Origin of the sequence: Pseudomonas sp. S49, assembly GCF_009866785.1 — a bacterium.
Taxonomy (GTDB): Bacteria; Pseudomonadota; Gammaproteobacteria; order Pseudomonadales; family Pseudomonadaceae; genus Aquipseudomonas.
Genome location: NZ_CP019432.1, coordinates 4,301,515 through 4,318,444, shown reverse-complemented (window position 1 = coordinate 4,318,444; position 16,930 = coordinate 4,301,515). Strand labels below are relative to the sequence as shown.

The 16,930-nt window shown below is 60.2% G+C and carries 10 protein-coding genes; 3 read left to right on the top strand and 7 right to left on the bottom strand.

Features of this window, described 5'->3' with window-relative positions; genetic code table 11:
- Window positions 1-90: 90 nt before the first annotated feature.
- Window positions 91-1,425, bottom strand: a complete 1,335-nt coding sequence (locus PspS49_RS18940; protein WP_160040997.1) for a phosphate ABC transporter substrate-binding/OmpA family protein — start codon at window positions 1,423-1,425, stop codon at window positions 91-93.
- 191 nt (window positions 1,426-1,616) lie between these two features.
- Window positions 1,617-2,429 carry an exodeoxyribonuclease III gene (gene xthA, locus PspS49_RS18935; protein ID WP_008082104.1) on the bottom strand — a complete coding sequence of 271 codons (813 nt, stop codon included), beginning with the start codon at window positions 2,427-2,429 and terminating at the stop codon, window positions 1,617-1,619.
- Between the two features lie 303 nt (window positions 2,430-2,732).
- On the opposite strand from xthA, the gene PspS49_RS18930 reads away from it, so the two are divergent.
- From PspS49_RS18930 to PspS49_RS18920, 3 genes are all read left to right on the top strand, one after another.
- Complete coding sequence (locus tag PspS49_RS18930) at window positions 2,733-3,383, top strand: GNAT family N-acetyltransferase (protein WP_150652300.1); 651 nt, start codon at window positions 2,733-2,735, stop codon at window positions 3,381-3,383.
- Between the two features lie 66 nt (window positions 3,384-3,449).
- A complete protein-coding gene (locus PspS49_RS18925; protein ID WP_160040995.1) occupies window positions 3,450-5,177 on the top strand; it encodes an autotransporter assembly complex family protein in 1,728 nt (575 codons plus the stop codon).
- Window positions 5,174-8,848, top strand: coding sequence for a translocation/assembly module TamB domain-containing protein (locus PspS49_RS18920; protein WP_160040993.1), 3,675 nt, complete (start codon window positions 5,174-5,176; stop codon window positions 8,846-8,848). Before PspS49_RS18925 ends, PspS49_RS18920 begins: the two co-directional genes overlap by 4 nt.
- Before the next feature lie 130 nt (window positions 8,849-8,978).
- On the opposite strand, the gene PspS49_RS18915 is transcribed toward PspS49_RS18920, so the two are convergent.
- From PspS49_RS18915 to PspS49_RS18895, 5 genes are all read right to left on the bottom strand, one after another.
- Entirely contained in the window at window positions 8,979-11,471 is a 2,493-nt protein-coding gene (locus tag PspS49_RS18915; RefSeq protein ID WP_116030166.1) for a fimbria/pilus outer membrane usher protein, read from the bottom strand.
- Between the two features lie 85 nt (window positions 11,472-11,556).
- Complete coding sequence (locus PspS49_RS18910; RefSeq protein WP_116030165.1) at window positions 11,557-12,303, bottom strand: molecular chaperone; 747 nt, start codon at window positions 12,301-12,303, stop codon at window positions 11,557-11,559.
- A 74-nt stretch (window positions 12,304-12,377) separates the two neighbouring features.
- Window positions 12,378-12,965, bottom strand: a complete 588-nt coding sequence (locus PspS49_RS18905; protein ID WP_116030164.1) for a fimbrial protein — start codon at window positions 12,963-12,965, stop codon at window positions 12,378-12,380.
- A gap of 106 nt (window positions 12,966-13,071) precedes the next feature.
- Window positions 13,072-13,719 carry a response regulator gene (locus PspS49_RS18900; protein ID WP_160040991.1) on the bottom strand — a complete coding sequence of 216 codons (648 nt, stop codon included), beginning with the start codon at window positions 13,717-13,719 and terminating at the stop codon, window positions 13,072-13,074.
- A gap of 22 nt (window positions 13,720-13,741) precedes the next feature.
- Entirely contained in the window at window positions 13,742-16,903 is a 3,162-nt protein-coding gene (locus PspS49_RS18895; protein WP_160040989.1) for a hybrid sensor histidine kinase/response regulator, read from the bottom strand.
- Window positions 16,904-16,930 lie beyond the last annotated feature (27 nt).

The window sequence follows — 16,930 nt, the reverse complement described above, 5'->3', positions numbered from 1 at the left end:
GGAATGCATCCCGTGACGCTCCGCGTCACAGTGGACGCGGAGCGTCCATGGCGGCGTTACCACGCAGAGCGTGGGAACGATCGGGTAGGGCTAATACACCCAAACCTCAACCCGCCGATTCTTGATCCTGCCCTCATCCGCATTGTTCGCCGCCACCGGCATCAACGCACCAAAGCCGCGAACTTCGCGCAACACCACGCCGTTCTTCACCAACTCACGCCGCACCGCCATCGCCCGCAGCTTCGACAGCAAATCCGCCCGCGCCGGGTCATCCTTGGCATCACCAAACCCGACCAATGTCACCGCGCGCTCGGTCTTGTCGTGGCGCTTTATATAGTCGAACACTCGCGCCAGATCCTGACGCGCCTTGTTGTCGAGGTTCGCGCTGCCTTCTTCAAAACGGAAGTTCACCGTCAGACGCTGGGCGTGGCGGCTGAGGGATTGATAACCCTCGGGCATCAGCGCATTCGGCGCGACGCTCATGGCGTGCACGGTCTGACTGATGAACCCATTGGCGGCGACAATTGCCTGGCCCTGACGACTTTGCGCAAACGTCACCAAGGCCTGCGCCCATGGATTCTTGCTGTCGGGTGGCAGATAGAAGAACAAACGCCGCGACAGCGGATAGTCTTCCGTGGCGATCAGGCTGTTCAGCGGCAACATCGATTGCGACGCACCATCGGCAATGGCCACCGCTTTGGCCTGACGCACGTAAGGCAAACCGATGAAGCCGATGCCCTGAGGATCCGTACTGACTGCGTCGGACAATTGCTCGCTGGACTCAAACCTTTTCGCGTTGCTGCTCAGACTTTTCCCACGACGACTGAGGACCAACTCCTTAAACGTGTCGAACGTGCCGGACTGATCATCGCGTGCATATAAATGAATCGCACCGCCACGCCCGCCGAGGTCTTCCCAGGTTTTCACTTCGCCACTGAAGATCCGCGCCAGTTGCTCGGTGTCCAGTTGCTGGAGGGGATTATCGGGATGAAGGATGATCGCCAGGCCATCGATAGCGATGACTTGTTCGGCGGCAGGACTTTTCAGATCGCCCAGTGATTGCAGGGTCTGCAGCTCGCTGTCCTTGATCTCGCGGGAAGACGCGGCCAGATCGGCGCTGGCGTTTTTCAACGCAGTGAAACCGGTGCTGGAACCGTGGGCGGCGACTTCCACGACCACGCGTTTGCCTTCGCTGGTCTGGCCGACGATGCGCAGTTCGTTGGCGGTGTCCGGGGTTTCGCGGTGGATTTTCAGCAGACCCTGTTCTTGCAACAGGCCTTCGACCAGTGCCGGGCCGAGTTCGGCGCCGATGGTGTTGGAGCCTTGAATGCGCAGCGCCGGGCCGTTTTCAGGGAGGGGCAGGGCGGTGGCAGAAACCGACAGCCACGCACTCAAGAGAAAAACGCACAGAACACGCAGGGTCATGCCGGCACCGAATCAAGCCAAGGGGATTGCCGGGGAGATTAAGTCAGAAAAGTTACTTGGAGATGACAGCGATCTAAATGTGGGAGCGAGCCTTCTCGCGAAAGCGGTGTGTCAGTTACAAGAATGTTTCTGATACACCGCTTTCGCGAGCAGGCTCGCTCCCACAGGGGGGATTTCAGGCGATTCGAAGATCAGGCCAGTTCAAGCCAGATCGGCGCATGATCGGACGGTTTTTCCATCCCGCGCAATTCATAGTCGACACCCGCAGCCTTCACCCGCGGCAACAAACCATGCGACGCCAGAATCACATCGATGCGCAGCCCGCGCTTCGGTTCATCTTCAAAACCACGGCTGCGGTAGTCGAACCAGCTGAACATGTCGGTCACGTCCGGGTTCAAGTGGCGATAGCTGTCGGTCAGGCCCCAGTTCTTCAGGCGTGCCATCCACTCGCGCTCTTCCGGCAGGAAGCTGCATTTACCGGTTTTCAACCAGCGCTTCATGTTGTCCGGGCCGATGCCGATGTCGCAGTCTTCCGGGGAAATATTCACATCGCCCATCACCACTACGGGCTGTTCATTGTGGAACTGGCTTTCCAGCAGCGCTTGCAGATCGCTGTAGAAACGCTGCTTGGCGGGGAATTTGGTTGGGTGGTCGCGGCTTTCGCCCTGTGGGAAGTAGCCGTTCATGATCGTCACCGGCACGCCATTGGCGTCGGCGAACGTGCCCCAGATAAAGCGGCGCTGGGCGTCTTCTTCATCGGTGGCGAAACCTTTGTGGATCGCAATCGGTTCCTGACGCGAAAGCATCGCTACGCCGTAGTGACCTTTCTGGCCGTGGAAATACACGTGGTAACCGAGGGCGCGGACTTCTTCGAGCGGGAACTGGTCGTCGTGGACTTTGGTTTCCTGCAGGCCGATGACGTCCGGCTGGTGTTTTTCGATCAGCGCTGCCAGCTGATGCGGACGGGCGCGCAGTCCGTTGATGTTGAAGGAAACGATCTTCATGGTCGGCAGTCCTGGCAAAAGGGCGATGCTAGCTGACATGTGGGATGGGGGCCAGTGTGGGGTGGGAGAAATCAATTTTGTCTGTGGGATTTGTGTTGTCAGCAATGGCGCCATCGCGAGCAGGCTCACTCCTGCAGGGGGAACGCATTCCAAAATGTGGGAGCGAGCCTGCTCGCGAAGAGGCCAGCAAAATCGATGAAGATCCCGACTTGGTCTATACCTGTGGGGAACCACGCCACCCGCAAAAGGTTCGTACCACCAAGAGCGCCGCCATTTGAACGCGCCCCGGGGAGAATCACCGTCATGCCTGAAACCCAGACCGCCATCGCCGACATTCATATGCTCGACCGCGGCTATTCCCGCGAAGCCCGCTCGCTGCTTTATCAGGCGTATCGCCACGAGCCGACCTTCGGCTACCTGTTTGAAGCCGAACGCCCCGGTTACGAGCAACGTGTGCGGGCGACAGTGCGCGAACTGGTCAAGCAACACTTTCTGCAGGATCTGCCGGCCATCGGCCTGCTGGTCAACGATCGCCTGATCGGCATCGCCCTGATCGCGCCGCCACAACGCCGTTTGGGCATCACCGAAAGTTGGGCGTGGCGTTTGCGCATGGTGCTCAGCACCGGTTTCCGCTGCACCCGCCGCTATCTCGATTACCACGACGCCGTCACCGCGTGTGTGCCCAGTGATTCGGTGCACATGCTGCCGCTGCTGGGCATCCACCCACAATTTCAGGGCAAGCACTTTGGCGAGCAACTGCTGACCGCCGTACACAACTGGTGCGCGGTGGACGAAACCTCGCAGGGCGTGGTGCTCGACACTGGCAACCCACGATATCTGGAATTCTATAAAAGGCAGGGTTACGAAGAGATCGGCGAAGTTGCCGTCGGCCCGGTGCGCGAACACGTATTTTTCCACGCCAATCCGCAGGTGTTACAAACTGCAACAGCATGACAATCGAACTTCTTGGGAAATTTCCTGTTCTATCACGCTCCCAAGCCCGTGATAGCATCCGCGCCTATGAAGTTTCCAGGAAGATTTACCAGTGGCGTGCTCCTGCTGTTAACCAGCTGCGCGGCGCTGGCGCAAAGTGAATTGGATGTGCGGATCAAACCGTCCAACGATGAACTCAAGGCCAATATAGAAGGCTATATCGGCAGCCTCGGCGATCGTGACGAAGAAGCCCTGCAGCGCTTCAGTCGCGGTGCCGAAGAGCAGGCGCGCAAAGCGGCTCAGGCGTTGGGCTACTACCAGCCGCAGATCGAAAGTGACGTCAAGGGCGGCAAAAAACCGCGTCTGGTGCTGAACATCGATCCCGGCGAGCCGATTCGCCTGCGCAACGTCACCATTCGTGTCGACGGCCCGGCTGCCTCCCTCAAATCCTTTCGTGTACCGAAAAGTGACGTGCTCAAGTCCGGCGCGGTGCTCAATCATGGGCGTTACGAAGACGCCAAAAGACTTATTCAGAATCAGGCCTCGCGCTTCGGTTTCTTCAGTGGCCATTTCACCAGTCAGAAACTCCTGGTCGACCCGCGCGCCGGTGTCGCCGACGTCGAACTGATCTACGAAAGCGGCCCGCGTTATGCGCTGGGCAGAGTCAAATTCGAAGGCGACACGCCGTTCGACGAAGACCTGCTGCAACGCATGGTGCCGTTCAAGGAAGGCGAACCGTATGACTCCGAGCTGATCGCCGAGCTCAATCGCGATCTGCAATCGAGCGGTTATTTCGAAGGCATACGCGTCGATGCCGCACCGACCACCGCGAAGAACGACGTGATCCCGGTGGACGTCAAACTCGACACGCGCAAGCCCCGCACCATGGGTCTGGGCCTCGGTTATTCGACCGACGTCGGCCCGCGCATCAAAGCCAACTGGACCCGCCACTGGGTCAACCCGCAAGGCGACAGCTATGGCTGGGAAGCCGAACTCTCGGCGCCCCGACAAAACGTCGGGCTGTTCTACGACATCCCGCTCGACCCACCACTGACCGACAAACTGCGTTGGGCCGGCGGTTATCAGTTCGAAGACATCGACGGTTCCGACACGCTCAGCAAGCTGCTGACCTTCGGCCCGGAATGGCACAGCAAATTACCGAGCGGCTGGCAGCGGGTGATCTCGCTGAAATGGCAGCGTGAAGAATATGAACTCGGCGATGACTCCGGCCTGAGTACCTTGCTGATGCCCGGCATCAGTTACTCGTACCTGAAAAGCGACAACCGCATCGACCCGCACAACGGCTATCGCCTGAGCTTCGAAAGCAAAGTGGCGAAGGAAGGCCTCGGCTCCGACAACAACCTTTTATATGGCACCGCGCTGGTCAAAGGCCTGACCACGGTGTTCGACAAACACCGCTTCCTCGGTCGCGTGCAGGTCGGTGGCAGCGCCACCAACGGCTACAACTCGGTGCCGCCGTCGCTGCGCTTCTTTGCCGGCGGCGATCAGAGTGTGCGCGGCTATGACTACCAGAGCCTGTCCCCGGAAAACTCCAAGGGTGATCGCATCGGTGGCCGCTACATGGTCGCCGGCAGCGTCGAGTATCAATACTCGATCGCCGAGAAATGGCGCGTCGCGACCTTCGTCGACCAAGGCAACTCTTTCAACAAACTCGAACTGCCGAACCTCAAGACCGGGGTCGGTATTGGTGTGCGCTGGGTCTCGCCGGTCGGGCCGATCCGCCTCGATCTGGCCCACGCACTCGACGACGATGGCGGCATCCGGCTGCACTTTTCCATGGGGCCTGAGCTGTGAAGCGTGGTTTGAAAATTACGGCGCTGGCGTTGTTGGCGCTGGTGTTGTTGATTGTATTGAGTGTCACCGCCGTACTCGGCACGGCGGCCGGCAGCCGCTGGGTGCTGGGCCTCGTGCCGGGGCTGACGGTGGAAAATTTTCAGGGCCGTCTCGGCGGGCAATGGAGTGCCGATCATCTGCTGTGGCAGCAGGACAGCAGTCGCGTCGAGCTGAACAAGGCAATCTTCGCCTGGTCACCGCTGTGCCTGACACGCATGACCTTGTGCATCGAACAGCTCAAGGCTGATCAGGTCATTTTGCAATTCCCGCCGAGCGAAGAAACCACCGAGAGCGGCCCGATCAAACTGCCGGATCTGCAATTGCCGGTGGCCATCGAACTGGGCGACGTGCAGGTTGGCAGTCTGCTGTTCAACGGCAGCGAACAACTCAAGGGCTTGCAACTGGCGGCGCACTGGACCGCTCAGGGCATGCAGATCGACAGCGTGAAATTGCAGCGCGACGACCTCAGCCTGAACCTGTCTGGCACACTCACGCCGACCGGCAACTGGCCGCTGAACATCGCCGGAGACCTGACGTTGCCATCGCCGGGAACGGGGCCGTGGACACTGGCGTTGAAGATCGACGGCGACCTGTTGAAAACCCTCAACCTGCACGCCGACAGCGGGGGTTACCTTGACGGCCAGTTGAGCGGCGAACTGCAACCGCTGGCGGAAAACCTGCCGGCGAAAGTGCGCATCACCTCCGAGGCGTTCAAACCGAGCGCTGATTTACCGGACACCCTGCAACTCAATCAACTGGTGTTGACCGGCGAAGGCGACCTGAAAAACGGCTACCAGCTCAACGGCAACGCCACGCTGCCCGCCGACAAAGGCCCGGTGGCGCTGTTGCTCAAAGGTAAAGTCGACGCCAGCGGCGCGCAGATCGCCGGCCTTGATCTGACAGCCAACGACAAGCAAAGCCTGAAACTCACTGGCAGTGTCGATTGGAGCAAAGGCCTCACCGCGCAAGCCAATATCAACTGGCAGGATTTCCCGTGGCATCGGCTCTATAACGAAATCGACGAGCCACAAGTCGCCTTGCGTACGTTTACTGGCGAAGTCTCCTACACCGACGGCCAATACCTCGGCAACTTCGCCGCCGCAATGGATGGCCCGGCGGGTGCGTTTACCCTGAGCAGTCCGTTCAGCGGCAGCCTGAAACAGGTCGCCTTGCCGCAACTGAAAATGGAAGCCGGGCAGGGCAAGGCTGAAGGCCATGTGAATGTGCAGTTCGCCGACGGTATCGCCTGGGACACCGCGCTGGAACTGTCGGCGCTCAACCCGGCGTACTGGGTCGCCGAGTTGCCGGGCACGTTAGCTGGACCGCTGAAAAGCCAAGGCGAAATGAAGAACGAGCGCCTGAGCCTCACCGCCGACCTCGACTTGAAAGGCAAACTGCGCGGGCAACCGGCAATCCTCCAGGCCAAGGCTGACGGCGCTGGCGAGCAGTGGAATCTCAACGCCCTGCAAATCCGTCTCGGCGACAACAGCATCAGTGGCAAGGGCAGCCTGCAACAGAAACTCACCGGGCAGATCGACATCAAGCTGTCGCGTCTGGCCCAGCTCTGGCCGCAACTGCGCGGGCAGGTCACCGGTCAGGTCAATGTGGCCGGTACGCTGCAAGCGCCTCAGGGCAAACTCGGCCTGCAAGGTTCGCAATTGGCGTTTCAGGACAATCGCCTGCAAAGCCTCAACCTCGACGCCACACTCGACAGCGCGCAACGGGCGAAGATCGATCTGAAAGGCGCTGGCATTCAGGCCGGTGACACCAACCTGGGCGTGTTGACCGCCAGCGCTCAGGGCGACATCAAGAGCCAGAAACTCAACCTCGACCTGATTGGGCCGAAGCTGAAACTGGCCCTCGGTCTGGACGGCAATCTCGACAAAGGCAACTGGCGCGGACGCTTGGCCAGCGGCGATATTCAGGCCGGTGGTCAGGACTGGAAACTGCAAAGCCCGGCCAAGCTCGAACGTCTGGCTGACGGCAAAATCAACTTTGGCGCGCATTGCTGGATGTCCGGCAATGCCAGCCTGTGCGGTGAAGATCAACGGCTGATGCCGGAGCCGAAACTGCGCTACCACCTCAAGCAATTTCCGATCGAAAGTCTGGCGCAATGGCTGCCGAAAGACTTTGCCTGGAAGGGCAAGCTCAACGCCGATCTGCAACTGGATCTGCCGGCCAGCGGCCCCAATGGTGTGGTCAGTGTGGACGCCAGCGGCGGCACCTTGCGCATGAAGGAAAAGGATCAGTGGCTGGATTTCCCCTACCAGACGCTGAAACTCACCAGCAAACTCACGCCCAAGCGCGTCGACACCGAACTGAATTTCGTCGGCGGCAAACTCGGCGAACTGATGGTGCAGGCGCAGCTCAATCCACTGCCGAAAAACAAGCCGTTGAGCGGCTCGTTCCGCCTCAGCGGGCTGGATCTGTCGGTGGCGCGGCCGTTTGTGCCGATGGTTGAAAAACTCACCGGGCGCCTGAATGGCAGCGGCACGATTTCCGGTGGATTGCTCGCGCCGCTGGTCAACGGCACCGTGCAACTCAGCGACGGTGAAGTGTCCGGCGCCGAGTTGCCGATGGAACTGCAGAACCTGCAACTCACCGCGCTGATTGCCGGCGAATCGGTACGCCTCGACGGCGGCTGGAAAAGTGGCAAGAACGGGCAGGGCAGCCTCAACGGCAACGTCGCCTGGGGGCAGGCGCTGGTGGTCGATCTGGCGTTGAAGGGCACGCAATTGCCGGTCACCGTCGAGCCCTATGCCAAGCTCGAAGTGGCGCCGGACCTGAAGATTTCCATGGCCGGCGACGAGCTGAAAATCGCTGGCAAAGTGCAGGTGCCCAAAGGCGAAATCACCGTGCGCGAATTGCCGCCATCAACGGTGAAAGTCTCCGATGACACGATCATCGTCGGCGCGCAGACCGAAGAGGGCAAACCGCCGATGGCGATGAAAATGGACATCGACGTGGTGGTCGGCGAAGACAAACTGGCTTTCGCCGGTTTCGGCCTGACCGCCAACGTGAAAGGCCATGTGCACATCGGCGACAACATGGACACCCGTGGCGAACTGTGGCTCAACGACGGCCGCTACAGTGCCTACGGCCAGCGCCTGCAAGTGCGCCGTGCGCGTCTGTTGTTCGCCGGCCCCCTCGATCAGCCGTATCTGGACATCGAAGCGATTCGCCAGACCGACGACGTGATCGCCGGTATTCGCCTGAGCGGCAGCGCCGAGCAGCCGACCACGCAGATCTTCTCGGAACCGGCGATGAGTCAGGAACAGGCGTTGTCCTATCTGGTCCTCGGTCGACCGCTGAGCACCAATGGCGAAGACAACAACATGCTCGCGCAAGCAGCGTTGGGTCTGGGCTTGATGGGCAGTTCCGGGGTCACCAGCAGTCTGGCCAAGGATCTGGGGATTCAGGACTTCCAGCTCGACACGGCAGGCAGCGGCGATGCCACCAGTGTTGTGGCCAGCGGCAATATTACTGAGAAGCTCAGTTTGCGTTATGGCGTTGGCGTGTTTGAACCGGCCAGCACCATTGCGCTGCGCTATAAGCTGAGCAAGAAGGTTTACGTCGAAGCGGCCAGTGGCGTGGCCAGTTCGCTGGATATTTTCTACAAGCGCGATTTCTAGATCGCGCTTTCTCCTGAACCGAGTCGCTTCAATCGCTGGCAAGCCAGCTCCCACAAGCTTCTGTGGCGTACATGATTGTTGTGTGCGCCAAGGACTTTGTGGGAGCTGGCTTGCCAGCGATGGCGTCTTCTCAGTCAGCCACTGGCGCGCGGCACACCAGGGAGGCCCGCTCGTAGTTCAACGCCTTGTCCCGCTCGGGCAGTGCATACGACGCCTCGCAGCGCTGGCCTTGCCAATTGATGGTCAGGGTGCCGGCGTCGTCCGCGACCAGCGCCAGTGCCTTGCCGCTCGGGTCGGAGATCGCCAGTTGTTTGCCGGCGGCGTCCTCCAGTGCGGCGCCAAACGGGATCGGCTGGTGGTGCGCGTCGAACAGAGAAAACTGCACCCGGCGTCCGGTTTTGCTCGCGTAGCGCGCTAGCACCACGGCACCACGGCGCGGTACCACTTGCTGGGTGGCGTTTTCAATTTCAAAGTCGCCGCCCAGGTCGCGGGTGTCGAGGCTGATCCAGTTGACCCGATACGGCTGCGCATTGGACACCACAGCGAATCCATTACCGGCGGTTTTCGCGCCCGAGAAACTGGCAATCTTCACGTCTTTGACACCGTCGACCTGCGCCAGCGCAAAAGTCTCACCGACGGTCTGCCCCAGGTTGATCCCGCCCGCGTGGCCGACAATCGATCCGGCCACGTTGAGACTCTGCGAGTTGTAGCCACGGCCCTGACTGTAGCCGGCGCTGATGTCCATCACTGGGGTTCGCGTGCTGAGGTTGGCCGACCCCGTACTGCCGCCGGTGCGACTGTTGCCTCCCTGCACTGAGTAATAGGTGTCGCTGTCTTCGGACAGGTAACCGTTGATGCCGACCTGGGTGCTGCTGTCATCTTTCTGCGTGCTGGCCGAAACGAACGCTCGCGGCGCGCGGGGCTTTGAGCCCAGCGGAAACGACACTGAGAGATTGAACAAAGTGTCGTTGTTCGCCGGGCCGTAGTTGCCGACATCCTTGGTGTAAGTCGCGCTGAGGTTGTAGCTGACGTCAGCCCAATAATTGCTGTAACCGGCCGACAGGCTCTGCGAACCGCCGCGGCCCCAATAGCGCTGATCACTGGCGTTGAGGTAGATGCTGCCGAACTGCTGATTGCGCCCCAGGCTCTGGTTGACAGTGAGGTCGGTGCGGGTTTTCGAGTTGCCGCTACGCTGCTCACCCTCACGGCTTAGCTCTTCGACGTGTTCGCTCAAGGTGCGATAGCCCTCGGTCGAATAGCGATAAGCGGCGAGGGTGAAGTTGGTGTCAGTACCGGTAAAGGTCTTGGCGTACAACGCGCGCAGGCTGTTGCCCTTGAGCGTCTGGCCGAAGGTGCGACTGCTGGAGTGGGTCAGATCGAGCGAGATCGCCCCGATGGCAGTGTTGCGACCGGCGCCGATCGACAGTGCCTGAAAATCCTCGGTGGCCTGAGTGCCGACAATCGCCGACAGGTTACTGCTGACGCCATAAGCCACGGTGCTGCTGATAAATTCCGGCGTTTGCTGGTCATCGCTGTTGCTGTTGTAGCGGCCCGCCGAAACGCTGTACTTCAACTGGCCTTCGCGCACCATGATCGGCAGGCTTGAAAAAGCCTGCACCGTGACCCGGCGCCGGCCATCGGCTTCGATTACGGTGATTTCCAGATCGCCGTTGGAGCCGCTGGGGTAAATGTCGCTGATCTCGAACGGCCCGGGCGGTACGTTGGCGGTGTACAGAATGTAGTTGTTCTGGCGAATCTCTACCGTGGCGCTGGATTGCGCAATGCCGCGAATCACCGGCGCATAGCCGCGCTCACTGTCGGCGCGCATGCCGTCGTCGGAGGCCAGTTTCAGGCCGCGATAACGCACGCTGTCGAACAGGTCGGCGTCGGAGAAAATATCCCCGGCACTGAACTGGCCCTTCAGCGCGGTGACGTCATGTTGCAGGTAGCTGCGGTTGCTCTTGAACGTACTTGGCTGGCCGGTGCTGCTGTTGAAGTTCGACTCGTTACGCAGGCGCCAGCCGCCAAGGTTTATGCCGTTGCGCAGGCCGACGTTATTGGCAATCGTGGTCTGGGCATCGGTGCTGTTGCGGTTGCTGCTCACCTGATAATTGATGAACGCTGCGGGTACGCCTTCGTCCCACAGCGCCGGATCGACATAACCACGGCGGCCACGCTCCATGGCACTTTGCGGCACGCTGACCAGCAAACGCAGGCGCGGCACGTCATAGCGCACGGTGGCATGATCGATCAGCGCGGGCAGGTCGAGGCAGGCATCCGCATCGGCGACGTCGAGTTTGCCGCTGGCTTGCAGCTTGCCAATATCCACGCCCAGTTGCTTGAGCATGTCCAGAGTCAGACAGGCTTGGACCTTGTGACTGTCGGGGAGACGCCGAAAGGCGATATCGCGGCGGCCCACCAGCATATCGTTGCCATACAGATCGACCCGGTAAGTGCCGGGGAGCACGCGGCTGCCGGCGAGCAGCGATTGCAGGTCGATGGCAGACGTCGCGCCTTGCAGAAACGAGGTATTGAATTGCTCTTCGGCGTCAGCCAGACAGGTTGTGCTGAAGACCAGAGCAACCGAAAACGGTGCCAGGCCATCGCGCTTGAATAAAAACATGCAGGAACCCTATATCACCTCCGATACGAACTAACGGAGCGAAGAGAAATACAGTGAAAGTGCGGCTGTTAAAGCAGCACGCGAGTCATGGCGATTCTTTATCCAGGCTGGCGCTTACTGCGGCGCTGCCGGAAAGTTGCGCGACATAACGGTCTCTGGCGCCGTAGTCGTTGATGCTGCTGAACAACAGGCGCGGGGAACCTGCCGTGTGAAGTTGTTTGAGAACAAACTCTTTTTCTTCGCCAGGGGCGATCATCATCGAGTCGAACGGATGCTCGCGTGTGGCGCCGGATTGCACAGTGATGTCGGCAATCGAGACGTGATAAACCCCGGGATTACTCACCACCAGTACGCTCTTGCCGGCGCGCTCGGTCAGTCGCCAGGTCAGCTCGGTCGGGGCCTGATAAGCGTTGTTGTTCAGGCCGCCAGGGCGGAAGAACACCTTGATCCGTTGGCGCACCGCCAGTTGCAGGGTGTTCGCGGTTTTCGCCGACTGCGGGATCTCCTGCACGTTCAACCACACCACCGACTCGCGGTCTTTGGGCATACCGGTGCCTTCGTAGATGACCCGCAGAATCTGTTGTTCTCCGTCGCTGACGCGCACCAGCGGTGGAGTGACGGCAAAGGGCACAGAGGCTTCGTCGCTGTCGGTATCGACCCAGGACTGAATCAACACGTCTGCACCGCTGTTGCGCACGGTGATGCCGGCTTCTTTGTGCTTGCCGTCGAATATCAGTCGAGTGCTGCTCAGGGAAATGCCAGCCATGGCCTGATTGACGGCGAGCAGGCCCAGAAGGCCGACGCAAAGGGACAGGGAAGGACGTAAAAACATGAAGAATTACCGCGCAGAGTGAAAGAAAGTGCGGGACCGTTCGGCCCCGCACAGTGCTCGATGAATCGCGCGATTTATTCGTATTGCAGGGTGAACGGCAGGGTCGCGTCGCCACGGCCGGCAACGGCCAGTTTCGGATCGACGGTGGTCACGTAGGCGGCCGAGAATTTCAGCGTGGTGTTGCTGTCCTGCAGGGTGTTTTCGATGCGCGCGGTAGTCGGCGAAGTCAGGTCGATTACTGCACCGTTGGCATCAAGCAAGGCGATACCGATACCTTTTGCCGAGCCCAGGCCGTCGATCAGTTTCAAGACCTTGGTGCCGGTTTCGATACCCGAGCCTGCGCCCTTGGTTGGTTCGAAGATCATTGCCACTTTGGTGCCAGCGTTGCAGTTGATCTTCATGTCGAAGTTCTCGACGCTCAGCGTGCCGTTGCCTTTTGGCGCGGTGGCGGTGCCCATGTCCTTGATCGACACTTCGCCCATGTTCACCGAAATGGTCTTGTCCTTGCCGGCGCCTTCGACCGAGCAGGCATCGTTGTTGATGGTGCCGGTGAAGTTGATGGTGCCGCTGCCAGCCTTGGTAGGCACAACCGGATCGGCCGCCAGGACATTAGCGGCAGCGAAGATCGACAGGGCGAGAAGCGTGCGAGACAGCTTTTTCATGTTGCTTTTCCATTGGTGGGGTAAAGACAACACGATAAAACCCGGTTGGGCGCTGCAACATCAGACAATCCCTAGAAACCAGCAAGTTGCGAGGGGCAACAGTCTGTCAATTGAACAAGTTGCGTTCGATGCAGTAAGTCAGCAGCTCCTGATCACTGCTGACATCCAGTTTGCGCATGGCCGAAATCTTCTGCGTGCTGATTGTCTTTGCACTTCGATTCAGACCTCGGGCGATTTCATTGACGCCTTGCCCCTGAACAAACAAGCGCAGGATTTCATGTTCCTTGGGCGATAGACGGGAGAAACGTTCATCGAGATCGGCGCCATCGTCCAGCACCGAAGTCGGCGTCGTTCGATGGCCGCTTATGCGCTTGCCCTTGGCGATGGCTTTGAGCGCCACTTCTATTTCAACGTGCAACTGGCTTTTCTGAATGACTGCAAGTACGCCGAGTTCTTGCAGGCGGGTCAGGATCAACGGGTTGGAAATCATGGTCAGCACCAGCACCCGCACTGCGGGAAAGTGTCGGGTCACGTACTCCACCAGTTTCAGGCCATCACCGTAGGGCGAGTCACCGGGCATGTTGAAGTCGGTGATCAGCAGATCCACCGGTTGTGACCTCAGCAGCTTGATCAAACCATCGGAACACGCGGCCTCGCCGACTACGCTGAAGCGCCGGTCGCGCTCGACCAGTTCCCGCACCCCCAGCAGGACGATGGGATGATCATCGGCGATGACAACGTTGAAGGTTTCCATGAGTGCTTTATCCAGAGTGAAATTATTCAAGGGCGTCGAGCAGGTCAGTCAGGCGCGCCAGTTGTTGACGAACCTCTACGGCCAGCGCGGGAGTCACCGACATGCCGGTCAGGCGGCATTCCAGTGCAACGAAAGCTTGGGCCAGCGCCTCGACCTGCACCGCACCCAACGCACCGGCCATGCTGTGCAGTTGCTGCGCGACGCTGTTGGCGTCGGCGGCATCCAGCGCGCTGAGGGTGGTCTGAATATCCTTGTGCAGTGTCGAGACAAACAGCTCGCGCATCTTCGGCGATAGCGCTGGCGGGATGTCAGCGACCTGCGCGATCGGAATCTGGCAGTGGCTTTGCAGTTGCGCGCGCAGCGTCGCCAGGTTCAGCGGTTTGACCAACCATGCGTTCATACCCACAGCGGCGCAGCGTTCGCCTTCTTCGCGCAAGGCGTTGGCGGTAACACCGATGATCGGCAGCGTTGCATCCTGTTCGCGCAAGGCTGTGGTCAGCTCATAGCCGTTCATGATCGGCATGTTGACGTCGGTCAGCAGCATATCGAAGCGCCCCGGCGCCCATCGCTCCAGCGCCTGTTCGCCGTTGGTAGTGACAACCACCGAGCAGCCTAGTGCCTCCAGTTGTTCCTGGATGACCGCTGCGTTGATCACATTATCCTCGGCCACCAGCACGCGCAGGTTCAGTGCTCGGGTATTTTCCTGCTGCTCGGGTACGCGCCGCTGATGGGCGTCGTGCCTTGCCAGCGCGATCGCCCAGCCAATCGCGCGCACATCGTCGGCATCGACCTGCCAGCCGCTGCCGCTGATCTGTGCCGGGTTGGGGCCGCCCGGTATTGCGACGATTCGCTGGCCATCGAAAACCGTGGCGTGGGTCAGCGGCGCAAGATCCACCAGCAGCGCGGAAGACGACGGCAACTCGTGCGTCACCAGACGGCAATCCAGACCAAAGCGGTGCAGCCAGCCGAGCAGATGCTGCGCCAGTTCGGCGACCGGTGCGCGCACGTAAACGGCGGCGCTGCCGGCCTCGAAGGCCGGGCAATCGGCGAGCCTGCCCGGCGCGCAATCCAGCGCCAGTTGCAGGTTGAAGCGACTGCCCAGGCCCGGTTCGCTGACCACATTCAACTCGCCATGCATCAACTCGCACAGCCATTTGCAAATGGCCAGACCGAGACCCGCACCGGCATGACTATCGGCTTCATTGACTTGATAGAAAGGGTCGAACAATTGCTCTTGCTGTGCCTGGGAAATACCCACGCCGGAATCGCTGACCTGCCACTGCACCTCGGCGCGGCCGCCAGTGCTTTGCAGCACCACAACGCGCACCACAACGCGCCCGTTATCGGTGAACTTGATCGCGTTGCTCAGCAGGTTGTTGAGGATCTGGCGAATGCGTTGCGCATCACCGAGCAGTTGATCCGGCAATGCCGCATCAATGCAGGCGTACAGTTGCAGACCTTTGCCTCGGGCAAACGCGCCGTAGCTGCGCACCACGTCTTCGGTCAGCTCCAGCGGGCAGAACGGCTGAAGCTCAAGGTTCATCTGCCCGGCCTCGATTTTCGACACATCCAGCACGTCGCTGATCAGTTTGAACAGGCTGGCGGACGAGCGCTGAATGGTTTCCAGATAGGCCTGCTGACGCGGCGCGAGATCGGTCAGGCCAAGCAGTTCCAGGGTGCCGAGCACGCCATACAGCGGCGTGCGGATTTCATGGCTCATGGTTGCCAGAAAACGGCTTTTTGCCTGATTGGCCGAATCGGCCGCCTGACGGGCGACTTCCAGTGCCGCTGCATCTTCGACATGGCGGGTGACATCGTGCAGCGCACACAGCCACGCGTCCTGGCCCTGATAACGGGTGGCGATGAAGGCCACGTGCAAATGCCGGCCGTCGATCTCAAGCTCCGCGTGGCCATGGCCGGTCGCGCCTTGTTGTTCGAGCAGGCTGATCAATTCCTGGGTGTCGTGCCATTGCTGGGCGCGCTGGTTTTCCAGCAAGACCTGATGATCACGACGGCTGATCACGCACAGGCCGGTCGGTGCGGTATCGATGACCGCACGGCTGAACGCTTCACTTTCGGCGATGCTTGCGTGGGCACTTTGTGCGGGCAAAATCACCCGTTGCGCGTACCAGCGATTCAGCGCTCGGCCACTGCCGAGCACTACCAGCACCAAGCCCAGCAGACACAGCAATGGCCATAATGCGTAATCGAGAAAACTCTGCACGCTGATCACATAGATCGCCGTCCAGTGCCGTTCACCGGGGCTGCTCAGCTTGAACACCAGACCGTCGCGGGTCAGGTTTGCGCCTTCATTGAGCACCCGATCAGGCTTGAGTTCGCCGATCAACACTGTGCCGCTGGGCGTGATCAGGGTGAAGTCATCGTAGATCGACCATTTCATCAAACGCTCGATATTGTTGACTTGCGAGAGCTTCAGCAGCGAGCCGAGCACTACCCAGGAATTCGCCCCTTCAATGGTCAGCGTCGGTTTGCTCAGGTTGATCCGTACATAAGCGAGCAGGCTCGGCGTCACGTTGTCGTCCGCAGCGAACGGGTAGGGCGCCCACTGCACTTGCGCTGAAGTCTGCGCGCGCCGTTGCAGATTCTTCTGGGTCATGATCTCGACGAAGGTGCTGATTTGCGTTGGCCCCGCACCTCGCAGACGACCGGCGGCGGGCACGGCGATATCGAAATTGTCCGGGCCGTTGAGCAGGATCACCTGCGGCGACTGGTAATGCGAGGCCGCCCAGAAGGCGCTGTAATACGCTGCCAGATAGCTGCCGAGGGCAAACACCTTGGGGTGTTGGCTGGGAGCGATTCGCTCGGGATCGATCTTGACGCTGAATGGCAGCGAGAACGGCAGCCCACGGCCTTCATAAATGTTCGGCCCTTCTTCGGGCAAACGCTTTTGCACCACCGGCGGCGCCACGGTTTCCGGGAAGTACTCGCCCTTGTCGCTGGCCCGTGAGATATCGCCGAGAAACGCTTCCTGCTCGCGAATGTTTTCCATCAGCCGGGCGAAGTGGAACTGCATGGTATCGCGCTGTTCTTCGACCATGCGCTGCACGCCGAGATAGCTGATGCCCAGCAACAGCAAAACCAGCGCGCCGAGGATCAGCAAGCCCTTGTTCAGGCGCAGTGAACTGCTGGCGAGTTTTTCCAGCAAGGCATTGGGATGCGGCATCAACACGCCCGGTCAAAGAAAGTGATT

Excerpts from the sequence above, each read along its gene's own strand:
- PspS49_RS18940 (WP_160040997.1), bottom strand. The coding sequence starts at position 1,425 with ATGACCCTGCGTGTTCTGTGCGTTTTTCTCTTGAGTGCGTGGCTGTCG.
- xthA (WP_008082104.1), bottom strand. The coding sequence starts at position 2,429 with ATGAAGATCGTTTCCTTCAACATCAACGGACTGCGCGCCCGTCCGCAT.
- PspS49_RS18930 (WP_150652300.1), top strand. The coding sequence starts at position 2,733 with ATGCCTGAAACCCAGACCGCCATCGCCGACATTCATATGCTCGACCGC.
- PspS49_RS18925 (WP_160040995.1), top strand. The coding sequence starts at position 3,450 with ATGAAGTTTCCAGGAAGATTTACCAGTGGCGTGCTCCTGCTGTTAACC.
- PspS49_RS18915 (WP_116030166.1), bottom strand. The coding sequence starts at position 11,471 with ATGTTTTTATTCAAGCGCGATGGCCTGGCACCGTTTTCGGTTGCTCTG.
- PspS49_RS18910 (WP_116030165.1), bottom strand. The coding sequence starts at position 12,303 with ATGTTTTTACGTCCTTCCCTGTCCCTTTGCGTCGGCCTTCTGGGCCTG.
- PspS49_RS18905 (WP_116030164.1), bottom strand. The coding sequence starts at position 12,965 with ATGAAAAAGCTGTCTCGCACGCTTCTCGCCCTGTCGATCTTCGCTGCC.
- PspS49_RS18900 (WP_160040991.1), bottom strand. The coding sequence starts at position 13,719 with ATGGAAACCTTCAACGTTGTCATCGCCGATGATCATCCCATCGTCCTG.
- PspS49_RS18895 (WP_160040989.1), bottom strand. The coding sequence starts at position 16,903 with ATGCCGCATCCCAATGCCTTGCTGGAAAAACTCGCCAGCAGTTCACTG.